The 23,116-nt window shown below is 72.1% G+C and carries 15 protein-coding genes; 8 read left to right on the top strand and 7 right to left on the bottom strand.

What is annotated here, in order from left to right; translation table 11 throughout:
• Positions 1 to 440: 440 nt before the first annotated feature.
• Positions 441 to 1,376: a 2-hydroxyacid dehydrogenase gene (locus tag BM430_RS32445; protein WP_093571320.1), complete on the bottom strand. Its 936-nt coding sequence runs from the start codon at positions 1,374 to 1,376 to the stop codon at positions 441 to 443.
• 296 nt (positions 1,377 to 1,672) lie between these two features.
• On the opposite strand from BM430_RS32445, the gene BM430_RS32450 reads away from it, so the two are divergent.
• From BM430_RS32450 to BM430_RS32460, 3 genes are all read left to right on the top strand, one after another.
• A complete protein-coding gene (locus tag BM430_RS32450) occupies positions 1,673 to 2,341 on the top strand; it encodes a haloacid dehalogenase type II (RefSeq protein WP_093571321.1) in 669 nt (222 codons plus the stop codon).
• Positions 2,342 to 2,430: 89 nt separating this feature from the next.
• On the top strand, positions 2,431 to 3,891 hold the full coding sequence (locus BM430_RS32455) for an NAD-dependent succinate-semialdehyde dehydrogenase (protein ID WP_093571322.1): 1,461 nt from the start codon (positions 2,431 to 2,433) through the stop codon (positions 3,889 to 3,891).
• An 84-nt stretch (positions 3,892 to 3,975) separates the two neighbouring features.
• The gene (locus tag BM430_RS32460) at positions 3,976 to 4,842 is read left to right on the top strand and encodes a GNAT family N-acetyltransferase (protein ID WP_093571323.1); all 867 of its coding nucleotides are present in this window, start codon (positions 3,976 to 3,978) and stop codon (positions 4,840 to 4,842) included.
• A gap of 111 nt (positions 4,843 to 4,953) precedes the next feature.
• On the opposite strand, the gene BM430_RS32465 is transcribed toward BM430_RS32460, so the two are convergent.
• Positions 4,954 to 5,466 carry a cupin domain-containing protein gene (locus BM430_RS32465; RefSeq protein ID WP_093571324.1) on the bottom strand — a complete coding sequence of 171 codons (513 nt, stop codon included), beginning with the start codon at positions 5,464 to 5,466 and terminating at the stop codon, positions 4,954 to 4,956.
• A 4-nt stretch (positions 5,467 to 5,470) separates the two neighbouring features.
• The gene (locus tag BM430_RS32470) at positions 5,471 to 8,161 is read right to left on the bottom strand and encodes a PAS domain-containing protein (protein WP_093571325.1); all 2,691 of its coding nucleotides are present in this window, start codon (positions 8,159 to 8,161) and stop codon (positions 5,471 to 5,473) included.
• Positions 8,162 to 8,592: 431 nt separating this feature from the next.
• Between BM430_RS32470 and BM430_RS32475 the strand changes: the two genes are divergently transcribed.
• Both BM430_RS32475 and BM430_RS32480 read left to right on the top strand, forming a co-directional pair.
• Complete coding sequence (locus BM430_RS32475; protein ID WP_244539767.1) at positions 8,593 to 9,531, top strand: CgeB family protein; 939 nt, start codon at positions 8,593 to 8,595, stop codon at positions 9,529 to 9,531.
• Positions 9,528 to 13,181: a glycosyltransferase family protein gene (locus BM430_RS32480; protein ID WP_093571326.1), complete on the top strand. Its 3,654-nt coding sequence runs from the start codon at positions 9,528 to 9,530 to the stop codon at positions 13,179 to 13,181. The genes BM430_RS32475 and BM430_RS32480 overlap by 4 nt, the downstream gene beginning before the upstream one ends.
• A 239-nt stretch (positions 13,182 to 13,420) precedes the next feature.
• Here the strand turns inward: BM430_RS32480 and BM430_RS32485 are convergent, their stop codons facing one another.
• Both BM430_RS32485 and BM430_RS32490 read right to left on the bottom strand, forming a co-directional pair.
• The gene (locus BM430_RS32485; protein ID WP_093571327.1) at positions 13,421 to 15,697 is read right to left on the bottom strand and encodes a TonB-dependent siderophore receptor; all 2,277 of its coding nucleotides are present in this window, start codon (positions 15,695 to 15,697) and stop codon (positions 13,421 to 13,423) included.
• 531 nt (positions 15,698 to 16,228) lie between these two features.
• Positions 16,229 to 17,182: a class I SAM-dependent methyltransferase gene (locus tag BM430_RS32490; protein WP_093571328.1), complete on the bottom strand. Its 954-nt coding sequence runs from the start codon at positions 17,180 to 17,182 to the stop codon at positions 16,229 to 16,231.
• Between the two features lie 104 nt (positions 17,183 to 17,286).
• On the opposite strand from BM430_RS32490, the gene BM430_RS32495 reads away from it, so the two are divergent.
• The 3 genes from BM430_RS32495 (at position 17,287) to garD (ending at position 20,899) form a co-directional block, all read left to right on the top strand.
• Positions 17,287 to 18,180, top strand: a complete 894-nt coding sequence (locus BM430_RS32495; protein WP_093571329.1) for a LysR family transcriptional regulator — start codon at positions 17,287 to 17,289, stop codon at positions 18,178 to 18,180.
• A gap of 95 nt (positions 18,181 to 18,275) precedes the next feature.
• On the top strand, positions 18,276 to 19,217 hold the full coding sequence (gene kdgD, locus BM430_RS32500; RefSeq protein WP_093571330.1) for a 5-dehydro-4-deoxyglucarate dehydratase: 942 nt from the start codon (positions 18,276 to 18,278) through the stop codon (positions 19,215 to 19,217).
• Positions 19,218 to 19,318: 101 nt separating this feature from the next.
• Positions 19,319 to 20,899 (top strand): galactarate dehydratase, encoded by a 1,581-nt coding sequence (gene garD / locus BM430_RS32505; protein WP_093571331.1) that lies wholly within the window; start codon positions 19,319 to 19,321, stop codon positions 20,897 to 20,899.
• Between the two features lie 257 nt (positions 20,900 to 21,156).
• Here the strand turns inward: garD and BM430_RS32510 are convergent, their stop codons facing one another.
• Entirely contained in the window at positions 21,157 to 22,677 is a 1,521-nt protein-coding gene (locus BM430_RS32510) for an HlyD family type I secretion periplasmic adaptor subunit (protein WP_244539768.1), read from the bottom strand.
• On the bottom strand, positions 22,674 to 23,116 hold a 443-nt coding region (locus BM430_RS32515), incomplete at its 5' end, for an ATP-binding cassette domain-containing protein (RefSeq protein WP_143132199.1). The genes BM430_RS32515 and BM430_RS32510, both read right to left, overlap by 4 nt.

Raw genomic sequence — 23,116 nt, forward strand, 5'->3', positions numbered from 1 at the left:
AACGGAGGCTCACGACCGACCGGCGTTTCCGCCTGATCGTGTGAGCACCGAAACGTTAAGACCAGCATCATCCTACTCACGATCCTACCCGAAGGCAGGATCCGCAGGGACGACGCCGTCCACGCTTCTCTTTCTCGTATGAACTTGTCAAAGAGCTGATCGGGCTTGCGCCCAGATCTCGCACCCTCAGAGAACAGAAAGCAGCGCCGGGTTGCCCTGGCTCTTGCTTCGCCTTCTCTCGGGAAGTCCTGAGGGGCTGAGCCGTTCGTCTCGGCGCCCCGTCGGTGAGCGGTCGTTTAAGGGTAGCCGGCTCGCCTGTCAACTCGCTCGGACCTGGAAGGATCCGAGCGAGGCGACGGGGGAGGGCAGGGGGCTGCCCGGCCCCCGCGGCCGGCGTGTATCCTAGATGGGTCTGCACGCCCTGCGTTCAAGAGGCGACGTCAGTACCCTTGCGAGCGGTCGATCGCGTGCGCGATCGGCTCGCCGCGCAGATGCGCGCGCACCCCCTGGATCACCTGCCGCGCCGCGCCCGCCGGCTGGGTGGCGCTCGCCACGTGCGGCGTCACCACCACCCGCGGATGCGCGAGGAGCGGGTGATCGGCCGGCGGCGGCTCCGTCGCCAGCACGTCGAGGATCGCGCCCGAGAGCTGCCCGCTGTCGAGGGCGGCGAGCAGGTCGGCCTCGACCGCGTGGCCGCCGCGACCGGCATTCACCAGCCCGGCGCCGGAAGGCAGCCGAGCGAACAGGTCGCGGTTCAGGAGGCCGCGCGTCGCCGGGGTGAGCGGCAGCAGGCAGATCAGGATGTCGGTGCCGGACAGGAAGTGGCTCAAGGTCGCGTCGCCCGCAAAGGTCTCGATCCCGTCGAGGGATTTGGGGGACGCGCTCCAGCCGCGGACCGGGAAGCCGAAGCCGGACAGCGCCCGCGCCGCCGCCTGGCCGAGCACGCCGAGCCCCATGAGGCCGATCCGGCGCTCCGTCGCCGGCCGCACCGGACGCGGGGTCCAGCGGCCGGCCGCCTGCTCGGTCCGATAGAAGGGCAGGTCGCGGTGGAGCGCCAGCACCGCCATCACGACGTACTCGACCATCGAGGCGGTGAGGTTCGGATCGACCATCCGCACCACCTGCACGGTTTGCGGCAGCTCGTGGACGGGGAGGTGGTCGATGCCGGCCCCGATGCAGAACAGCGCCTGAAGCCGCGGCATCGCACGGGCGAGATCCGGCGGCGGCGTCCAGGCGACGAGGTAGGGGGCCGCGGCCGCCTCGCCGTCGGGCGTCCAGTCGACGAGGCGGAGATCGGGCGCCTCGCGGGCGAAGATGTCATGCCAGACGGCGCCGCGGACCGGGTCCGACTTGTAGGCGATGACAGGTCTGGTCATGGGGAGGCCTCGCTGGCTCGAAGACGCGGCGCCCGTTCGGGCGGTCCCGCCGATGGACCAAGATTACGGGGCCGTTGCCCGCGGGAGGCGCTGAATCACGGGGTATCGGCAGGCGGAACGTCGCGACGGGTGCGCCCCTGGCGGCAGAGGCTGCGGCGCGGCCCCTCCGGCACGACATGCCGTCCGGCGGCGGCGAAAGCGCAGGAACACCGCCTCCAAGGCAGCCAGATCGGCGTCCGGGTGCGGTCGGGCGGTCTTACGCTTTCTCCACGGTCGAACACCGCAGGGAGATCCCGATGACCCGCCTGGCGCCCAAGTACATCACTTTCGATTGCTACGGCACGCTGATCTACTTCGAGATGGCGCCCGTCGCCCGCCGGCTCTACGCCGACCGCGTTCCTGCGGAGCGCATGGACGCCTTCGTCGAGGACTTCTCGGCCTACCGCCTCGACGAAGTGCTGGGCGCCTGGAAGCCCTACAAGGACGTGGTCGCCAACGCGCTGATCCGCACGTGCAAGCGCAACGGGGTGGAGTACCGCGACAGCGACGCCGACGCGGTCTACGCCGCGGTGCCGACCTGGGGCCCGCATCCGGACACGGTCGAGGGTCTCGCCAAGGTCGCCAAGGAATTCCCCCTGGTGATCCTGTCGAACTCGATGAAGGACCTGATCCAGCATTCCGTCGCCAAGCTCGGCGCGCCGTTCCACGCCGCCTACACGGCGGAGGAGGCCCAGGCCTACAAGCCGCGGATGCAGGCTTTCGAGTACATGCTCGACCAGCTCGGCTGCGGGCCCGAGGACATCCTGCACTGCTCGTCGAGCTTCCGCTACGACCTGATGACCGCGCACGACATGCACATCACCAACAAGGTGTGGGTGAACCGCGGCCACGAGCCGGCCAACCCCTATTACGGCTACCACGAGATCAAGGATATCCGCGGCCTGCCGGGCCTGCTCGGCCTGTAAGGACGCGAGCCGCGCCGCGATCCGGCCAAGCGCCGGAGTCGCGGCCGCCGCGTGGTCCGACCCATCTCCGACCTGTCCAAGGACGACCCATGTTCACCAAGGACCGCCTGCGCGATCCCGCGCTCCTGCGCTTCCAGGCCTTCATCGCCGGCGAGTGGCGCGATTCCGACGCCGGCGGCACCTTGGCCGTGACCGACCCGGCGACGGGCGAGACCCTCGGCACCGTGCCGGATTGCGGCGCCTCGGAGACCCGCGCGGCGATCGCGGCGGCGGAGGCCGCGTTCCCGGCCTGGCGCCGCACGCCGCCGGCTGAGCGCGCGGCGATCCTGGAGCGCTGGAACGCCCTGATCCTCGAAAATGCCGAGGACCTCGCGGCGATCATGACCGCCGAGCAGGGCAAGCCGCTGGCCGAGGCCCGCGGCGAGGTCGCCTACGGGGCGAGCTTCGCGAAGTGGTTCGCGGAGGAAGCGCGCCGCATCACCGGCGACGTATTCACGGCGCCCGCCGGCGACCGCCGGGTGCTGGTGCTCAAGGAGCCGGTCGGCGTCTGCGCGGCGATCACGCCGTGGAATTTCCCGATCGCGATGATCACCCGCAAGGTGGCGCCGGCCTTCGCCGCCGGCTGCCCGATCGTCGTCAAGCCCGCCGACCTGACGCCGTTCTCGGCCCTGGCGCTCGCGGTGCTGGCGGAGCGGGCCGGGGTGCCGAAGGGGGTGTTCAGCGTCGTCACCGGCCAGGCGGCGCCGATCGGCGCCGAGATGACCGGCAGCGAGACCGTGCGCAAGCTGTCCTTCACCGGCTCGACCGCGGTCGGGCGGCTGCTGATGGCCCAGTCGGCCCCGACCATCAAGCGGCTGAGCCTGGAGCTCGGCGGCAACGCGCCGTTCATCGTGTTCGACGACGCCGATCTCGACCAGGCGGTCGCCGGCATCATGGCCTCGAAGTTTCGCAATGCCGGCCAGACCTGCGTCTGCGCCAACCGCATCCTGGTGCAGGACGGCATCCACGACCGCCTCGCCGCGCGCTTAGGCGAGGAAGCGGCGAAGCTCCGGGTCGGCAACGGCTTCGAGGCCGGCGTCACCATCGGCCCGCTGATCAACGACGCCGCCGCCGCCAAGGTCACGGCCCATCTCGACGACGCGCTCGCCCGCGGCGCGCGGCTGGTGGCGGGCGACCGGGACGCTCTCAACGGCCGTTTCGTGCCGCCGCTGGTGTTGACCGGGGCCGAGACGGGCATGCGGCTCGCCTCGGAGGAGACGTTCGGGCCGCTCGCGCCCCTGATGCGCTTCTCCCGCGAGGAGGACGCGATCGCCATCGCCAACGCGACGCCGTTCGGCCTCGCCTCGTACTTCTACACCGCCGACATCCGCCGGGCCTGGCGGGTCGGCGAGGCGCTGGACTTCGGCATGGTCGGGCTCAACACCGGCACGGTCTCGATGGAAGCCGCGCCCTTCGGCGGCGTCAAGCAGTCGGGCCTCGGCCGCGAGGGCTCGACCTACGGCATCGACGAGTACCTGGAGCTGAAGTCGTTCCACATGGGCGGCCTCTGACCGTCCTTCTCCGGCGCCCCGGCCTTGCGGCGAGCGCCGGAGCGCCTCTTCCTTTCCCGGCCCGCGGCACGGAGACCCGACGCGATGACGAACCCCGCCACCCTCACGCGGACGGACGGCGTGCCGATGGTCCGCCCGATGACCGAGGCCGACATCGCGGCCCTGCACGGTCTCTCGCTCGAGGTGCGCTGGCCGCATCAGGCCGAGGATTGGCGCCTGATGCTGGAGATCGGCCACGGCCTCGTCGCCTGCGACGGAGACGATCAGGTGACAGCTTGCGCGATGTGGTGGCCCTTCGGCGACGGGCTCGCCACCATCGGCATGGTGATCGTCTCGCCCCGTCTGCAGGGCCGGGGCACCGGCCGGCGGCTGATGCGGGAGCTATTCGCCGCGGCGGGCCCGCGCACGATCCGGCTCACCGCGACGGAGGCGGGACGGCGGCTCTACGAATCCGAGGGTTTTCGGGTCACCGGGTCCAACACGCAGTACCAGGGGATCGTCGACGCCGCCGCCGCACTCGACGATCCGCGGGTGCGCCCGGCCACGGAGGCCGACCGGCCGGCCATCGCTGCCCTCGACCGTGAGGCCTCTGGAGGCGACCGCGGCCGGATGCTCGACGCCCTGGCCCGTGCCGGGCGCACCGTCGTCCTGGAAGACGATAGCCGGATCACCGGCTACGCGGTCTGCCGGCCCTTCGGCCGCGGCCACATCGTCGGCCCGGTCGTCGCCGCGGACGCGGAATCCGCGATCGCGCTCGCCAGCCCGCACGTGCGGGATCGGGCCGGCACGTTCCTGCGCCTCGATACGCCGGAGCGCGACGGGCCGCTCGTCGCCTTCGCGCAGGCCTGCGGGCTCGCCAATGTCGATGTGTCGGTGACGATGACCCGGGGCGCGCCGCCCGCGACCGGCCCGGCCCGGATCTTCACCCTCGCCAACCAGGCGCTCGGGTAGACGGGCTTAGCGGGACGCGGCAGGCCCTGCGTCCCGCACGGCGAGGGGGAGGAGGATCCGAACCGGCCGCTCTTGATTCGCATAAGGAAGATTATGGAATGAAAAGCCGGCTCACGGCCGGCGCCACGCCCGAGTCAGCGGCCCGCCGGGACCGTGGACCGGGTCGCTGTCGGGAAAACCGAGGCGCGCCATGCGGGCGAGCCCGGCGGCGTCTGGCGCCGCGCGGCACAGGTCGAAGCTCTGGCCCGGCGGATAGGCGCCGACGACCAGGAAGTCCGGGCTCGCCGACAGCCGGCAATGGCCGGTGCCGGCCGGCAGCACCAGGACGTCGCCGGCTTCGACCTCGACCGCGTGGCCGCCCTCGCCGCCGAGGACCAGGCGGGCGCGGCCCCCGGCGATGCCCAGCACCTCGTGGGCGGTCGAGTGGTAGTGGTGGTAGGCGAACACGCCGTCGCGCCACTGCGGCGGCCAGCCGTTGCGGGAGAACAGCGCTTCCAGGGCGGCGGCCGGATCCGCGGCGCCAGCAGTGACGCCGCGATAGTGCAGCACCGGCAGGACCGGGTTGTTCGGCACGAACCCGTTGGCCGCAAGGACGATGCTGTCGGGCTCGATCGCGGGCGCCACCGTCTCACCCCGCCCGCCGCCGCGAACCCGGCCCGGTGACCCGGCGCAGGATCTGGCCGAGCTGCTCGGCCGAGTACGGCTTGTGCAGGAGCTCGAAGCCGTGGGCGTCGTCCTGGGCGAGCACGTGGCTGTAGCCGGAGGCGAGCACCACCGGCAGGCGCGGCAGGCGCCGGCGCAGCTCGTGGGCGAGCGCGAGGCCGCCCATGCCGGGCATCACCACGTCGGAGAACACCACGTCGAACCCGGCCCCGTCGGGCCCGAGCCGGTCGAGCGCCTCCTCGGCGTTGGTCGCCCAGGTGGTGCGGTAGCCGAGATCCTGCAGGATCTGGGTGCAGAAGCGGCCGACCTCGATGTTGTCCTCGACGACGAGCACGCTCTCGCCGGCGCCGATCGGCGAGGCCGAGGCGTCGGCGGTGTCGTCGTCCTCGAACGCGACGGCCGGAGATTCCGGCAGGTAGAGGGTGAAGGTGGCGCCATGCCCCGAGCGGCTCGTCACGTCGACGTCGCCGCCGGACTGCTTGGCGAAGCCGAACACCTGGCTGAGCCCTAAGCCCGTGCCCCGGCCGACCTCCTTGGTGGTGAAGAACGGCTCGAAGATGCGGCCGAGCAGGTCCGGCGGCACGCCCGGCCCGGTATCGGTCAGCGAGATCGCCGCGAAGGCGTTCTGGGAGCCGGCATGGCCCCGGATCGGCGGCATCGGAACGCCGCCGGTGAGGCTCAGGGTCAGCGTGCCCTCGCCTTCCATGGCATCGCGGGCGTTGACCGCCATGTTGATGAGCGCTGTCTCGAACTGGCTCAGGTCCGCGCGCACGAAGCACGGCTCGTCGGGCACGGCCACCGTCACCCGCACCCGGGTGCCCGTGACCGTGTCGAGCATGTCGGCGACGCCCCGCACCTTGTCGCCGACGTCGAACACCGCCGGCGACAAGGCCTGGCGGCGGGCGAAAGCGAGGAGCTGGCCGGTGAGCTTGGCGGCGCGGTCGACCGTGTCGGAGACCGCGTCGAGGTAGCGGCGCTTGCGCGCCTCCGGCAGCTCGGGCCGGCGCAGGAAATCCACCGACGAGCGGATGATGGTGAGCAGGTTGTTGAAGTCGTGGGCGACGCCGCCGGTCAGCTGGCCCACCGCCTCCATCTTCTGCGACTGCCGCAACGCCTCCTCGGCCTGGGCGAGCGCGGTGGCCTGGACCCGGAGCGCGGTGACGTCGCGCACCGTGGCGTAGATGCGCCCGTCCCGCGGCACGGCGTTCCAGGACAGCCAGCGATACGAGCCGTCCCGGTGCCGGTAGCGGTTCTCGAAGGTCGGCAGCGCCTCGCCCCGCGCCAGATCCGCCGCCGCCGCGACCGTCGCCGGCCGGTCGTCCGGATGCACGAAATCGAGGAACGGGCGGGCCAGGAGGTCGGCCTCGCTCCAGCCGAGGAGCGCGGTCCAGGCCGGGTTGAGGCTGGCGAAGTACCCGTCGAGGGTGGCGACGCAGAACAGGTCGGTCGAGGCCCGCCAGATCTGGTCGCGCTCGGCGGTGCGCTGGGCGACCTGCTCTTCCAGCGAGGCGTTGAGGACCCGCAGGGCCTCCTCCATGCGCTTGCGGTCCGAGATGTCGCTGAAGAACACCGCGACCCGGGCCAGCGCCGGATCGCCGACCCGCAGGGCCCGCACGTCGAACCAGCGCCCGAACACGTCGGCCTGGTTCTCGAAATGGACCGGCTCGCCGGTCAACGCGACGCGGCCGTAGGTGTCGAACCAGTGCCGCTCGAGGTCGGGGGCGAACTCGCTCACCCACAGGCCCGCGACGTCGGCCCCGGTCTGGCGGGCGAAGGCGGGGTTCGCCTCGGCGATCCGGTAATCGACCGCGCGGCCGGCCTCGTCGAACTTCATCTCGAGGATGCAGAACCCGACGTCGATGCTCTCGAGCAGGGTGCGGTAGCGGTCCTCGCTGTCGCGGAGCGCCGCCTGCGAGCGGACCTGCTCGGTGACGTCGTAGCCGCCGACGAAGATGCCGGTGACCGCGCCGGACCCGTCCCGCAGGGGCTGGTACAGGAGGTCGATGGCGCGCTCGGCCTCGTCGCCGGTGAGGAGGATCGGCATCGCGCGGGCCGCGAAGGGCCGGCCGGTGCGGTAGACCGTGTCGAGGAGCTCGTAGAAGCCCTGGTCGGCGAGCTCCGGGAAAGCCTCGCGCACGGTGCGGCCGACGAAGTCGCGCTCGCCGGCGATCGTCACGTAGGCGTCGTTGACGTATTCGAAGACGTGGGCGGGCCCGCGCAACACCGCGACGAAGCCCGGCATCTGCTGGAAGATCTGCTCGCGCCGCTCCTGCGCCTCCTGCACGGCCAGGGTGTCCTGCAAGGAACCGGCATCGGGCGCCGCCGGTCCGGTCCGGTGGTGCAGCACCGCGCCGACCGCGCCGGAGGCGTCGCGCACCGGGATGTGGGTGACGCTCCAGGCGCCGCCCTCCGGCGCCACGCTGTCGGGCCGGCCGGTCGCGACGGCGCGGGCGACCGAGGCCTGAAGCGGCGCGCCTTCGTCCGGACAAACCTCCCGGAGGTGGCGGCCGATGAGGTCGTCCCCGTCGCCATCCGCCCCGTCGCGGCAGGCCCGGCAATAGGCCTGGTTCGCCGCCACGACGCGGCCCTGCGGGTCGAGAACCAGGTAGGGATGGGGGGCGGCCTCGAAGAGGCTGCGGTAATCCGGGGCGTTCATGAGGTCGGGCAAAGAGTCGAGCCGCGGGTGGCGTGCGGAACGGAGCCGGACCCGTCTCGCGAGGCGCCGGGTGCGGAGGGGTGGCGCGGCGGAGGCGTGCGGGCAATCATGGCTTCCTGTCCTATCACCCACGAGGCGACCTGTCGCCGGACCGTCCGGAAGCGGACGGCCGCGAATCCGGGGAAGAGCGTGCGAGGATGCGTCGGGTTCCGCGTCGGGGTTCCCGAGGCAAAGGGCCGGAGCGACGGGGACGGGGCGGATGAGGCCGCGCGCGGCGCCTTGATCTCGGCGACTTTTGCGTGTTCGGCATCCGTCACCCCCATATCTGTCCCGATCCCCGTGCCGTCCCCGATTCCTGTGTCGCCCGCATCTGCCCCCTCGCCGCGCCGGTCCGCATGCTCCTGAAAGGCTCGTCTCCCGCGAAGGTCCTGGTGGCGAGCACGAGCCCGGACGCGGTGAACCACAACACCCCGATCCGCGACGCCCTGCGCGAGGGCTTCGCGGAGGTGCTCGGCGCCGGCGCCGTGCGGGCGAGCCCGCTGGACCTCGCCGAGGAGGCGGTCGCGGACTTCCGCCCGAGCCTCGTCGTGGCGCTCGGCAGCGTCGCGGTGGATGCCGCCCCCTTGCGCGGGCTGGCGCGCAGCGTCCGGCGGGCGGGTGCCCGCCTCGCCTTCTGGCTTCACGACGATCCCTACGAGTTCGACTACGCGGTCAAGGCCGAGGCCCTGGCCGACCACGTCTTCACCAACGACCGCTGGGCCCTGCCCCATTACCGGCACCCCTCCGTCTCGCACCTGCCGCTCGCCGCCTGCCGCCGGACCCACGACCGGCGCGTACGTCCGATGGCGGAGCGGACCCTCGACCTGTTCTTCTGCGGCGCCGCGTTTCCGAACCGGATCGCGCTCCTGGAGCGGGCGCAAGGCAGCCTGTCGGGGTACCGGGTCGAGGTGCGGGGCGCGGGCTGGCCGGCCGCCCTGCCCTTCGCCGAGAACATCCGCCTGGAGCCCGCCGCGATGGCCGACCGGGCGAGCGCGGCGCGCCTCACCCTGGCGGTCGGCCGCGACCTCGACATCGCCAACCAGCGCTTCCGGCTGCCGGCCGCGACGCCGGGGCCGCGGGTCTTCGAGGCCGCGCTCGCCGGCGCGCCGCAGCTCTGCTTCGCCGCCGGGCTCGAGATCCTGGACTATTTCGAGGAGGGCCGGGAGATCCTGCTCTTCGACGACGTCCACGAGATCGCGGACGCCATCGCCCGCTCCCGCCGCGAGCCCGCCGCCTTCGAGGCGATGGCCGAGCGCGCCCGCGCGCGGGTCCTTGGCGCCCACACCTACCGCCACCGGGCCGAGACCATCCTGGCGGCGATGGCCGCGTGACCGGAACCACCATGCCCTCCTGCGCGCCTCTCTCGGTGCTCCTGCTCGATACCGAGCCGCGGACCAGCAACGCCTACATCGCGCTCGCGGTCGCCGACGCCCTGCGGCGCCACCCGTCGGTCGCGCGGGTGGTGCGGGCGACCCATGCCGACGCGGTGGCGCTGGCGCAGAGGGCCCTGGCCCTGGGCGAGCGGTTCGACCTCGTCCTGGCGCTCGGCGGCGCCAGCCGCCACCACGCGCTGCTGCGGCGCCTCTGCGCGCTCGCCGGCACCAGCGCGCTCTGGACCACCGAGGACCCCTACCTGAGCGCCGCCAACGCCCGGCTCTCGGACTGCTTCGACCTGGTCTTCACCAACGACCGCGGCTCGCTCCCCCGCTATCGCGCCGGCGCCCGGCACCTGCCGCTCGCGGCCACGACCCTGTTCCAGGACCTGCCGGTCCGGCCGGACGACGCGGATTACCGCTACGACCTCCTGTTCGTCGGCACGGCCTGGCCGAACCGGGTCGCGACGCTCAACCGGATCCTGTCGGCCTTTCCCCGCGACCTCAAGGTGAAGATCGCGCTGCCGGCCAACGCCTACCTGCCGCCGGCCGTGCTGGTGCGCGACGACCTGATCGTCGACTGGCGCTGCGGCAACGAGGATTTCGCCCGGCTCGCCAATGCCAGCCGGGTGGTGCTCACCCTGCCCCGGATCTTCACCGCGGGCGCCGACGAGACCCCGTCCGGCACGACGCCGCCGCCGCGGCTGTTCGAGGTGGCGCTCGCCGGCGGCGCGCAGCTCGTGGTCGGCGCGGATCCGGAAACCTTCGCCTACTACGAGGCCGGGCGCGAGATCCGCGCCTGCGCCGAGGACGACGCCGTCGAGGCGATCACCGCCCTGCTGGCCGACCCGGACGAGCGCATCGCCATGGCCGGACGGGCCCGGGCGCGCACCCGCGCCGAGCACCTCTACGACCACCGGGTCGACGTGATCGTGCGGGCGGTCCTGGAGCGAGAGACCGTTGCGGCCGCGCCTGTCCCGGCCGCGCCCAAGCCCCGCCTGCTCTTCGTCGCCCACAACCGGGCCGGGCGGCGCCAGGGCGGCGGGGTGGAGTTCTATCAGGAGCAGCTCGCTGAGGCGCTCGACGGGTTCGAGCCCCTGTTCCTCTATCCCTCCTTCGAGGAGGAGGCCTGGGTGTTGCGGCTCGACGAGGGCGAGACCTCGGAGGCGCTGCCGATCCCGCCGGCGGAGCGGCTGCTCGCGAGCCCCGAGATCGAAGCCCTGTTCGAGCGCATCCTGGTCGAGCGCAGGATCGACCTCGTCCACGTCCACCACCTGCTCGGCCTGCCCCTGAGCCTGCCGGCGATCGCCCGGGCGCAGGGCGTGCCGGTGGTGGCCCAGCTGCACGACTTCTTCCTGGTCTGCCACCGCTACACCCTGATGAACCAGCACGGCCGGTTCTGCGACGTGGTCGGCCGGGGCGAGGGACAATGCGACGGCTGCCTCGCCGGCACCGAGGGGCTGCCCGCCGGCGCGAAGGCCCGGCGCGACGGGTTCGTGGCGCGGATGCTCGGCAGCATCGACGCCTTCGTGACGAGCACGCCCGCCACCGCCGACTATGTCCGGGCCTTCTACCCGGAGGCGACGGCCCGGGTCGCGGTGATCGAGATGGTCGATGCGGAGCCGGCCTCCCCGCCGCCCGCCGCCCCCGGGACGGCGGTCCCCGAGACGACCGCGCCCGGAAATCGCCCTCCTCTGCGGGTCGCGGTGCTCGGCAACGTCGTCGACCACAAGGGCGCCCGGACCCTGCTCGAACTCGTGCGCATCACGGAGGGCGAGCCCATCGTCTTCGAGGTGCTCGGCTACGTCGAGAGCTACCTCGTCGCCGCCTTCGAGGCGCAGGCGGGGGAGCGGCTGACCTTGCGCGGCGGCTACACCCGCGACGAGGTGCCGGCGCTGCTGGCCGGCTGCGACGTGTCCCTCCACCTCTCGCTCTGGCCCGAGACCTACATGATCTCGCTGACCGAGGCGTGGCGGGCCGGCCTGATCCCGATCGTCACCGATCTCGGCGCGCCGGGGGAGCGGGTCACCGACGGCGTCGACGGCCTCAAGGTCCCGCCCGCCGAATCCGGCGCCGTGCGCCAGGCCCTGCGGCGGCTGGCGCACGATCCCGACCTCGTCGCGTCCCTGCGCGCCGCGATCGCGGAGAAGACCTTCCCGACCGTCGCCGGGCACGCGGCGCAGATGGCGGCGCTCTACCGCGACTTGATCGCGGCCCGTCCCGTCCCGCACGCCGCGCCCGGCGGGCCGCTCGCGCCCTTCACCCTCTCGGCCCTCGATCTCGGATACCGCCTCAACCACCCCGACTGGACCGATCCGGCGATCGTCTGGGACGGGGCAGAGGAGACGAGCGCCGTCACGGAGGCCCTGCCGCCGGCGGTGGCGGCCCTGCCCGAGCGGGTGCTGGCGCCGGGCGATCCCGGCCTGTCCTGGGAAATCGCCGACCTCGTCGCCGACGGGCAACGGCTGCCCGGCCGGATCGGTGCCTGCGCGGCCGGCGACAGCCTCTCGCTGCGCGGCTGGATCTGGCGGCCGGAGGCCGGGCGCCCGGTCCGGACCTGGCTGCGGCTGCGCTCCGCGACCGCCACCCGCTACGTCGCCGCCCTCCCCGAGCGCCGCCCCGAGCTCGCCGGCCGGTTCGGCACCGGCCGGGCCGAGCAGGCCGGCTTCGCGGCGCAGGTTCGCATCGCGGACCTGCCGGCGGGCCCATACATCGTCGACCTGCTCCAGGTCTTCCCCGACCACGTCGCGGCGGCCCGGGAGGTCGCGCGCTTCACCGCCCCGGGCTTCCCCGCGCCGGGGCCCGTCACGCCGTGGCGGACCGGCCTGCCGGTGCCGGAGGCCGCGTTGCGCCGGAGCGCGGAACCGGCGCGCCTCGCCGGCCACGGGCTGCCGCTGATCGAGGGCGTGCCGGTGGCCCGCCAGGGCGGCCGCACCCGCCTCGACGTGCTGGTGCCCGACGGCGCGCGGCGCGGTCCGTCCTACCTGATCCTGGCGAGCGACGCGGGCACGGCCTGGACCCGGGCGGTGCGGCGCGACGGGGACGGGACGGTGCGGCTCGGCGCCGAGGCGCACCTGCGCGACATCCCGCCCGGGCGTTACCACCTCCGCGCCCTGATCGGCGACGAGGGCGGGGCGGACGTCCACGAGACCGGCGCCACGCTGTTCGTCGCGCCCGGCGCCCGCGCCTGCCTCGTCACGGCCGAGACGCCGCCGGCCCTGCGCCGGGCCTGGATCGCGCGCGCGCGCAGCCGCCCGAACCTCGACGCCGTCACGGTCGGGGAGGCCTCGGCCCTCTTCGGCACCGCCGTGACGGTGACGGGCTGGTGCTTCGCCCCCGGGCGCAGCCGGCCGCTTGCCTGGATCGCCCGCTGGGGCGGCCGGGGCGGACGTCGGTTCATGATCGCCGAGAGCGTCACCCGGCAGGACGTGGCGGCGCATCTGGCGGAGTCCGACGCGCTGACCGCCGGATTCGAGATCCAGTTGCCCCTCGACGCCCTGCGGGAGGGGACGCTCCGGGTGTTCCAGGTCTACGAGAGCGGCGCGGTCGCGCTCCCCGATTTCCCGCGCCACGTCCTCGCGATGGTCCCGGATACGCCTGCGCGCTGATTTGATTTCCTCCTTCGGAGTTCACACCCTCCGGGTCATTCCGGGGCCGCGCAGCGGAGCCCGGAATCCAGAACCGCGGATGGTTCAAGATAACGCGAAGGTCGTTCCGCCTCGTTCGACGCCACCTGAGCGTCTGGATTCCGGGCTCCGCTGCGCGGCCCCGGAATGACCCGGAGGGTGTCAGGACAGTCTGGCAAGGCAAACAGTCTTCGGGGGGATCGAACGAGGGTGAGCCGCTCTCACCACTTGTAGCTCAGGCTCGCGGTGATGCGGCGCTGCTCGCCGTAGAAGCAGGCGGTGACCGACTGGCACGACGAGACGAAGCGCTTGTCGGCGAGGTTGGCGGCGTTGATGGCGAAGCGCCAGTTGTCGCGGCTGTAATGGATCACCGCGTCGAACAGGGCGCGCTCGGGCACCGTCAGGGTGTTGCTCACGTCGGCGAAGGAGCGGCCGACGTAGCGCACGCCGGCGCCGAAGCCGAATCCGGCCCAATCGCCGGTCGGGATGGTGTAGTCGGCGAAGACCGAGGCCAGGGTCTCGGGCACGTTGGTGGGCGTCCGGCCGATCGTGCCGACGTCGCCCTTGGTGACTTCGAGGTTGTAGCTCGTGAACGACGCGACGACGTTGAAGTCCTTGGTGATGTTGGCCACCAGCTGGGCCTCGAAGCCGCGCGAGCGGGTCTCGCCGAGCTGGAGCTGGTTGAGGGCGTTGGTCGGGTCGGCGGTCAGGGTGTTGGCGAGCGCGAGATCGAAGGCGGCGAGCGTCAGGAAGGCGTTGGCGCCCGGGATCTCGTACTTGACGCCGACCTCGTACTGGTCGCCGGTAGTCGGCTTGAACGGCTGGCTGAAGAAGTTGGTGCCGACCTGCGGGTTGAAGAAGGTCGCGTAGCTGACATACGGCGCCAGGCCGAAATCGAAGTTGTAGATCAGGCCGTAGCGCTGCGTGAAGGCATTGGCCGATTGCCGCGTCTGCGTGCTGGTGAGACGGTTGTTGACCTCGTTCGAGGTGAAGTCGCCGCGGCCGGACACGACCAGGGTCAGCTCGGGCGTGAGCTTGATCTGGTCCTGGTAGTAGAGGCCGAGCTGCTGGAACACGTCGTAATTGACGAGATAGGGCGCGACCGGGACGCTCGGGCTGCCGTAGTTCGGTGTGATGATGTTGAAGTTGGCGACCGTCGGGCCGACGAAGCCGCCGGTGGCGTTGTTGTCGTTGAGCTGGAAGTTCTTGTAGTCGAGGCCCATCAGGAAGGTGTGCTTGAACAGGCCGTCGTCGAACCGGGCCACCGCCTGGTTGTCGACGTTGAACAGGCGGGCGCGCGAGGAGGCGCGGAAGCGGTAGCGGGCGATCTGGGTCTGGTTCGCGTCGGCGTAGCCGGTGCCGTTCAGGCCGAACAGGCCGCCGAGGAACGCGTCGTCGAGCGAATCGCTGAAGGCGTAGCGCAGGTTCTGCCGGAAGGTCCAGGTGTCGTCGAAGACGTGCTCGAACTCGTAGCCGACGCTGGCCTGGCTGCGCCGGTAGGTGTTGTTGAACGGATCCGAGACGTTGGCGTTCTGCGGGATGCGCAGGCCGAGCACCGTCGGCCGGACCGTGCCGTAATACGGCAGGAACGCGTTGAGGCGGCCGGTATCGTCGTACTGGAAGTTCGACAGCAGCGTGAAGGTGGTGGCGCCGTCCGGCCTGTAGGTGAAGGACGGGGCGATGTAGCCGCGATTCTCGTCGAGCCCGTCGATCTGGGTGCCGCCCTGCCGGCCGATGCCGGTCAGGCGGTAGAACCAGTGGCCCTCCTTGTCGGCCGGACCGCCGAAATCGAAGGCGAGGTACTTCTGGCCGAACGAGCCGCCGCCGACCTCGACGTAGTTCAGGGGCTCGGTCGGCGGCTTCTTGCTGATCAGGTTGATCAGGCCGCCGGGGCCGCCCTGGCCGAACAGGACCGAGGCCGGCCCGCGCAGCACGTCGATGCGCTCGAGGCCGAACGGGTCGACCTTGTAGGTGGCGAAGCCGTAATTGAAGAGCTGCAGGCCGTCCCGGTACAGGCCGGTGTCGTTCGCCGTGAAGCCGCGGATCAGGAAGAAGTCGACCCGCGGATCCGGTCCGAACACGTTGCCGTAGACGCCGGCCGAGTAGGCGACCGCGTCGGCGACCTGCTGCGGCTTCAAGGCGTCGAGCTGCTCGCGCCCGATCACGGTGACCGATTGCGGCGTCTCGATCAGCGGCGTGTCGGTCTTGGTCGAGGTGAGCGTCCGCTTGGCGACGTAGCCGTCGATCGGGCCGCGCGGATCCTCCTTCGGGCGGGCCGAAACCACCGTTCCGCCGGCCGGTGCACCGGCGGCGGCGCCGTTGCCAGCGACGTCGATCGCCTCGAGCTGGATCGCGCCGCCGGCGGCCGCGCCCTGGCGGGGCGGCGTCGCCTCCTGCGCCACCGCGCCTCCGGCGGCGAGGCTGATCAGGGAGACGCCGCCGGCGAGGGCGGCGACGAGGCGGCGGGACCGGACAGGAAGGCGGGGATGGGTACGCATGGCGAGACCTTCGGGCAACGGCTCACCTGCCCTGGGAGGATGACCCGCCCGGGGTGACGCCGTTCTTTAGAATGATACTAAGTTGTTGCTCCTACTGGATTTTTTCTATCACGCCGATTCGGCATGCGAAGGCGGAATCCTGGATTGCGCGGTGGATGTTAGGGCCCGTGGCAATTCCGCAACGAGGTGGGAACGACGTTGGGGGTTTGGGGGTGGGCGGCGTGCCGGCGGTGGACGATAGTCCTGGCGCGGGGACGTGCGGCCGCTTGGCCGTGCGTGAACGACGACGCGCGGGGTTCCGTTCTACAGACCCGCGAAAACGGGAGAGTTCTGGCGCCTCGTTTGGTCAGACCGTGTCAACCGGCTCGACGGTTCCGACATCCACAGGGTCATTCCGGGGCCGCGCAGCGGAGCCCGGAATGACAGGGAGGGCGTCAACTCCGTGGGATTTAAATGAACAGGTGCTCAGCGACAGGGCGGACGGAACGACGGAGCCTGATCCCCGTCACCCCGCCCTCGAACCCGACCGCCCTACCGCCCCCCGAACGTATCCCGGATCGCCTTGGCATTCCGCCGAACCATCGGGCGCAGCCAGGCGCCCGAGGCGAGGTAGGCACCGGGGCGGACCGGCGCGAGGGCGGCGGCGAGGTCCTGCGCCAGGCCGCGCGCGGCGGGGGCCGGCCCGTCGGAGGCCTCGGCGTGCCGGTACACCACCGTCGTGTCCTCGCGCCAGTAATCCGGATGCGGCACCAGCCCGGCGCGGCGCGCCGCCCGGTCCAGGGTCTCGCGCACGAAGCCGTGGACATGGGCGAAGTGGAAGCGCTCGTGCGGCGGCTTGCCCGTCGCCGCCATGTTGGGCACCGCGGCGTAGAGCACGCCGCCGGGTGCGAGCCGGCCAGCAAGGCGCGCCAGGGTGTCGACGGGGTCGCGCAGGTGCTCCAGCACGTGGTGGGTGGTGATGACGTCGAAGGTCTCGTCGGGCGACAGGTCCTCGAACCCGTCGAGCACCCGCGCGCCATGCTCGGCGCGGGCGAAGGCGGCGTAGGAGCGGCCGGGCTCGACGCCCGTGACGGCGCAGCCCCGCGCGGCCGCGGCGGCCAGGAACTCGCCCGAGCCGGCGCCGTAATCGAGCACCCGCGCGCCGGGCCGCAGGGCGGGGCCGAGCAGGTCGGCCCGGAACCCCGCCTCGCGCCGGGAGCGGTGGAGGTGATGGCGGGGCGGGCGCCGGCCGAGGGCGAACTGGTAGGCGGCGCGGTAGGCCGAGGCGTAGTAGGCCTCGAGCTCGGCCGCGGTCGGCATCGGGTCGGTGCGGATCAGCCCGCATTCCGTGCAGGCGACCGAGCGCAGCCGCTTCAGGCGCCGGTCGGTCTCGGCGACGGTCAGGGTCTGCGTCCCGCCGCAGAGATTGCACGCCATCCCCTCGCCCCGGTACGGGTAGGCGGTGAACGGGACGGCATGCCGGACGAGGTGGAGCGGCGAGGACATCGGCGGCCTTCTCTTTGCAGATCACGGCCGGCGGATCGCCCGACGCCCCGGGTTGAGAACGCGCGAGCGTCCGGTTTTCATCCCATCGGCGCGGAGTACCCCGAATGTTCGAACTGAGCCAGCTGCGCTGCTTCGTGGCGGTGGCCGAGGAGCTGCATTTCGGCCGCGCCGCCGAGCGGCTGCACCTGACCCAGCCGCCGGTGAGCCGGCAGATCCAGGTGCTGGAGCGCGTCCTCGACGTCGCGCTCCTCAACCGCACCAGCCGCGCCGTGCGCCTGACCCCGGCCGGGCGCCGGTTCCTCACCGAGGCGCGCCGGATCCTGCGCCTGTCTGACGAGGCCGCCGCGACCGCCCGCCGGGTGGCGGCGGGCCAGGCCGGCAGCATCACGCTGGGCTTCACGGCGGCCGCCGCCTACCGCACCCTGCCCGACCTGGTGCGGGCGGCCCGCCACCGCCTGCCGGAGGCCGACATCCACCTGAAGGAAATGGTCAGCGCCGCCCAGGCCGAGGCCCTGGGGTCGCAGGGAATCGATCTCGGCCTGATGCGCCCGCCCCTGCCTCCTGCGGCCGACGGCTCCCTGCGCATCGCCCGCGAAACCCTGGTGGTGGCCCTGCCCGACGACCACCCCCTTGCCACCGGCGCGGGCGTGACGGCGGAGGCGATCGCCGCAGAGCCCCTGATCGCCTACGCGCCGGACGAGGCGCGCTACTTCCACGACCTCGTCGGCGACTATTTCGCCGAGGCCGACCTCAGCCCCCGGGCGGTGCAGCACCTGGCGCAGATCCACACCATTCTGTCGCTGGTGCGCTCAGGGCTCGGCCTCGCCCTGGTGCCGGAATCGGCGGCCTCGCTCCGGGTCGCCGGCGTGACGCTCAGGCCCCTGATCCCGGCGCCGCGCCGGCCGGTGGAGCTTTTCCTCGTCTGGCGCCGCGGCAACGACAACCCGCTGATCCCGATCCTGGCCGATCTCGCGGCATCGATGCCGGAATTGGATTGAACCATGCCGACATGGTGCTGGAAGGGCATGATCCGCGGCGCTAGACCTCGGGACCAGCGGGGACAGCCCCGAGACTCGAGTTGAGGAAACACCCGATGGCCACCGCGCTCTCGCCCGTCGACATGGCCCAGCGCCTCGGTGCCGGCCTGCTCTCCTTCCCGGTCACCCCCTTCACCGCCGATTTCGCCATCGACGAGGCGCAGTACCGCAGCAACCTCGACTGGCTGTGCGGCTACGACGTCGCCGGCCTGTTCGCGGCGGGCGGCACCGGCGAGTTCTTCTCCCTCACCCCGGCCGAGGTCGCCCGCGTGGTCGGCGTCGCGGTGGCCGAGACCGCCGGCCGGGTGCCGGTGCTCGCCGGCGCCGGCTACGGCACCGCCATCGCCTGCGAGATGGCCCGTGCCGCCGAGAAGGCCGGTGCCGACGGCCTGCTCCTGCTGCCGCCCTACCTCGTCGGCTCCGAGCAGGACGGCCTCTCGGCCCATATCGAGGCGGTGTGCCGCGCGACCGGCCTCGGCGTGATCGTCTACAACCGCGACAACGCGGTGATCGGCCCCGATGCGCTCGCGCGGCTCTGCGACCGCTTGCCCAACCTCGTCGGCTACAAGGACGGCATCGGCGACATCGAGCTGATGACCCGGGTCTATTCGCGGCTCGGCGACCGGCTGACCTATATCGGCGGCCTGCCCACCGCCGAGACCTTCGCCCTGCCCTATCTCGAGATGGGCGTGACCACCTATTCCTCGGCAGTGTTCAACTTCGTGCCGGGCTTCGCCCTCGACTTCTACGCCGCCGTGCGCCGCCGCGACCGGGCGGCGGTGGCGAAGGGCCTGCGCGAGTTCATCCTGCCGCTGATCGAGATCCGCAACCGCCGCAAGGGCTACGCCGTCTCGATCATCAAGGCCGGCATGCGGGCGGTCGGGCGCGATTCCGGCCCGGTGCGTCACCCCCTCACCGACCTCACCGCCGCCGAGCAGGCGGAGCTGCAGGCCCTCGTCGACCGGATCGGCCCGGCCCGGGCGCTCGCCGCCGAATAAGCGTAGAAGACGTTTTGGGCGGTGCCGTCCGTGAGGTCGGCACCGTCGTTTCCGTTCAAGAACCGGCGCGCGACGAGGCCGGCCATACCGGGAGGGAGCCGATGCTGGACGAGCCGCGGACGACCGAGGGACACGAGACCGGTGCGGCCCCCGCGCCGCGGGGCGACGCGCCCCGCACCATCCGCCTGCACGAGACGGACAACGTCGCGATCGTGGTCAACGCCTTCGGGCTGCCGGCCGGCACCGCCTTCCCCGACGGCCTCGTGCTCCGGGAATTCGTGCCGCAGGGCCACAAGGTGGCGCTCGCCGACATTCCCGAGGGCGCCGAGATCCGCCGCTACGGCGAGGTGATCGGCACGGCGCTCCGCGACATCCCGCGCGGCGGCTGGGTCGAGGAATCGCGGGTGCGCACCCCGACCGCGCCCGACCTCGACCAGCTTCCGCTCGCCACCCGCGTACCGGCCCCGCTGCCGCCGCTCGACGGCTACACCTTCGAGGGCTACCGCAATCCGGACGGCTCGGTCGGCACCCGCAACATCCTGGCGATCTCGACCAGCGTGCAATGCGTCGCCGGCACCCTCGACGTGGCGATTCGGCGCATCAAGAAAGAGCTGCTGCCGCGCTACCCCAACGTCGATGACGTGATCGGGCTGACCCACGCCTATGGCTGCGGCGTCGCCATCAACGCGCCGCAGGCGGTGATCCCGATCCGCACCCTCCAGAGCCTGGCGCGGAACCCGAATTTCGGCGGCGAGGTGATGGTGGTCGGCCTCGGCTGCGAGAAGCTGGTCTCCGAGCGGCTCTTGCCCGACGGCCAAGCCGAGGGCGTGGTCCGCCTCCAGGACGAGGCTCACCAGGGCTTCGGGATGATGCTCGACAGCATCATGGCGATGGCGGAAGCCCGGCTCGCGGTGCTGAACCAGCGCACCCGCGAGACCTGCCCGGCCGCCGACCTCGTGGTCGGCCTGCAATGCGGCGGCAGCGACGCCTTCTCGGGCGTCACCGCCAACCCGGCGCTGGGATTCGCCGCCGATCTCCTGGTGCGGGCCGGCGCCACGGTACTATTCTCGGAGGTTACGGAGGTGCGCGACGCGATCCACCTCCTCACCCCCCGGGCCGAGACCGAGGAGGTGGCGAAGGCACTCGTGCGCGAGATGGCCTGGTACGACGACTACCTCGCGCAAGGCGGGGCCGACCGCAGCGCCAACCCGTCGCCCGGCAACAAGAAGGGCGGGCTCAACAACATCGTCGAGAAGGCGCTCGGCTCGGTGGCGAAGTCCGGCACCAGCGCGATCCGCGGCGTCCTCGCCCCCGGCGAGCGGGTGAACCGGAAGGGCCTGATCTTCGCCGCGACGCCCGCGAGCGACTTCGTCTGCGGCACGCTGCAGCTCGCCTCCGGCATCACCCTCCAGGTCTTCTCCACCGGCCGCGGCACGCCCTATGGCCTCGCCGAGGCGCCCGTGATCAAGGTCGCGACCCGCAGCGAACTCAGCCAGCGCTGGTCCGACCTGATCGACCTCGACGCCGGGAAAATCGCGACGGGCGAGGCGACGATCGAGGAGACCGGCTGGGAGTTGTTTCGCCTGATCCTCGACGTGGCGAGCGGGTGCAAGAAGCCGTGGTCGGACCATTGGGGGTTGTACAACGATCTGACGTTGTTCAACCCGGCGCCGATCACCTGAAGCCGCCGGTCGGTTCTCTCGTCGGAAGCCGCCGCCCTCCGCGTCATCCCGGAGCCGCGCAGCGGAACCCGGGATCCATAACCGCCGAGGGTGCAAAACGGAGCGGAGCGCGCTCAGCTTCATCCGGCATCGTCGGCGGTTATGGATCCCGGGTTCTCGCCTACGGCGAGCCCCGGGATGACACTGAGGGTTATTCTGCCCAATGGGAGTTTCTTTCCCCCTGGCGACCAAGACGGGACCGCCAGCCCTTCACCGCCTCACCTTTCGTGCCCCGCCGTCGAGGTCGTCTCGCGCACCGGCGACAGCAGGTAGTCGATCACCCGCCGCCGGCCGGTGCGGATCTCCACCGTCGCGGTCATGCCCGGCGTCAGCGCCACCTCCTTGCCGTCCGCCATGATCGTGGTCCGGGCCAGCGCCACCGTCACCGGGAAGATCAGGTTCTGGGTCTTCGGCATCCCCGTCACGGGGTTGAGGCCCTGGCCGCGCGCCACCGACAACGCGTCGCTGCCCCCGCCCGCCTCGCGGTCGTCGACCGCGTCGCGCGACACCCGCACCACCTTGCCGTCGATCGAGCCGTAGCGAGTGAACGGGAACGCATCGATCTTCACCACCGCCTCCTGGTCGGGCAGGATGAAGCCGATATCCTTGTTCTGGACCTGCGCCTCGACCTCGATCGGACCGTCGGTCGGCACCACCACCATCAGCGGCTGGCCGGCGGTGACGACCTGGCCGAGCGTCGTGACGGCGAGCTGCTGCACCGTGCCGGAGATCGGCGCCTTCAGCGCCGTGCGCTCGCGCTTGAGGGTCGCCTTGACCACGTCCTGCACCAGGGCGTCGCGCTTCTGCGCGGCTTCCGTCAGCGCCTGGTACTGGCGCGCCACGGTCTCGCTGGTGAGCTGCGTGATGCGCCGCTGCAGCGAGACCGCGCCGGCCTTGGCCTCGGTCAACTGCCCGCGATCATAGGCGAGGTCGGCCGCGACCTGCTCGACCTGCTGCACCGCGTCGATCACCGCCGCGCGGGTGCCGGCGGACTTCGCCACCAGGGTCTCGCGCATGTCGGCGCGTTCCTTCAACACCGCCTGGAGCCGCATCCTCGCGGCGATGCTGGCGGCGAAGCGCTCCTGCGTCGCCACCTTCTCGTTCAACTGCGCCTCGAACGCGTCGCGGGTGGTGACGTACTGGCCGATCTCGGCCAGCATCGCGCCCTCCTCGCGGGCCCGCACCGCGGGCGGCACCGCGGCCGGGAAATCGACCTTGGCGGTCGGCTTGTTCGTCTCCACCGCCGCGATCGTGGCGCGCCGCCGCGCGATCTGGGCCTCCAACGCCGCGAGGTCGCCCTGGCGCGAGGACAGGTCGGCGTCGGCTTCCGTCGGCTCCAGGGTCAGCAGCACGTCGCCGGCCCGGACGCGGCTGCCGTTCTCGACCGCGATCGTCTGGACCTTGCCGGTGTCGAAGGGCTGCACGACCTTCGAGCGCCCGGAGGGCTGGATGCGCGCGGTCGCCACCGCGTGGATGTCGATCCGAGCAAAAATGCTCCAGACCAGGGCCGCCCCGAACATCAGGCACATCACCCAGGTGAACACCACCGCGTAGGGCGAGGGCGGGGTGTCGAGGATCTCGAGATGCGCCGGCAGGAATTCCTGGTCGGAGCGGTCGTCGGCCATGCGCCGCACCCGCTCGGTCAGGCCGCGCGGGCTGAAGCGGGCCGGCGGCGGGCTCGCGCGCCGGGGTGCGGGCAGGTTGGAGGACGGGGGAGATGGTTGCGGGTTCGCGCTCACGCGGCCTCTCCCTGGCTCGTGCCGTGGTCGGATTGCAGGCGCCAGAGCCGGCCGTAGAGCGAGGCCGGCCGCTCGACCAGTTCGCGGTGGGTGCCGTCCTCGACGATGCGCCCGTCCTGGAGCGCGATGATGCGGTCGCAGATCCGCACCGCCGCGAGGCGGTGGGCGATGATGATCACGGTGCGCCCGCGCACGATGTGCTTCATGTTCTCCTGGATGATCCGCTCGCTCTCGTAGTCCAGCGCCGAGGTCGCCTCGTCCAGGATCAGGATCCGCGGGTTGGTGGCGAGCGCCCGCGCGATGGCGAGCCGCTGGCGCTGCCCGCCCGACAGGTTGGCGCCGCGCTCCTCGATCGGCGTGTCGTAGCCCAGCGGCAGCCGGTTGATGAACTCGTCGGCGCCGGCGAGGCGGGCCACCTGCATCACCTGCGCCCGCGACA

Source organism: Methylobacterium sp. 174MFSha1.1 (assembly GCF_900116815.1).
Lineage (GTDB): Bacteria > Pseudomonadota > Alphaproteobacteria > Rhizobiales > Beijerinckiaceae > Methylobacterium.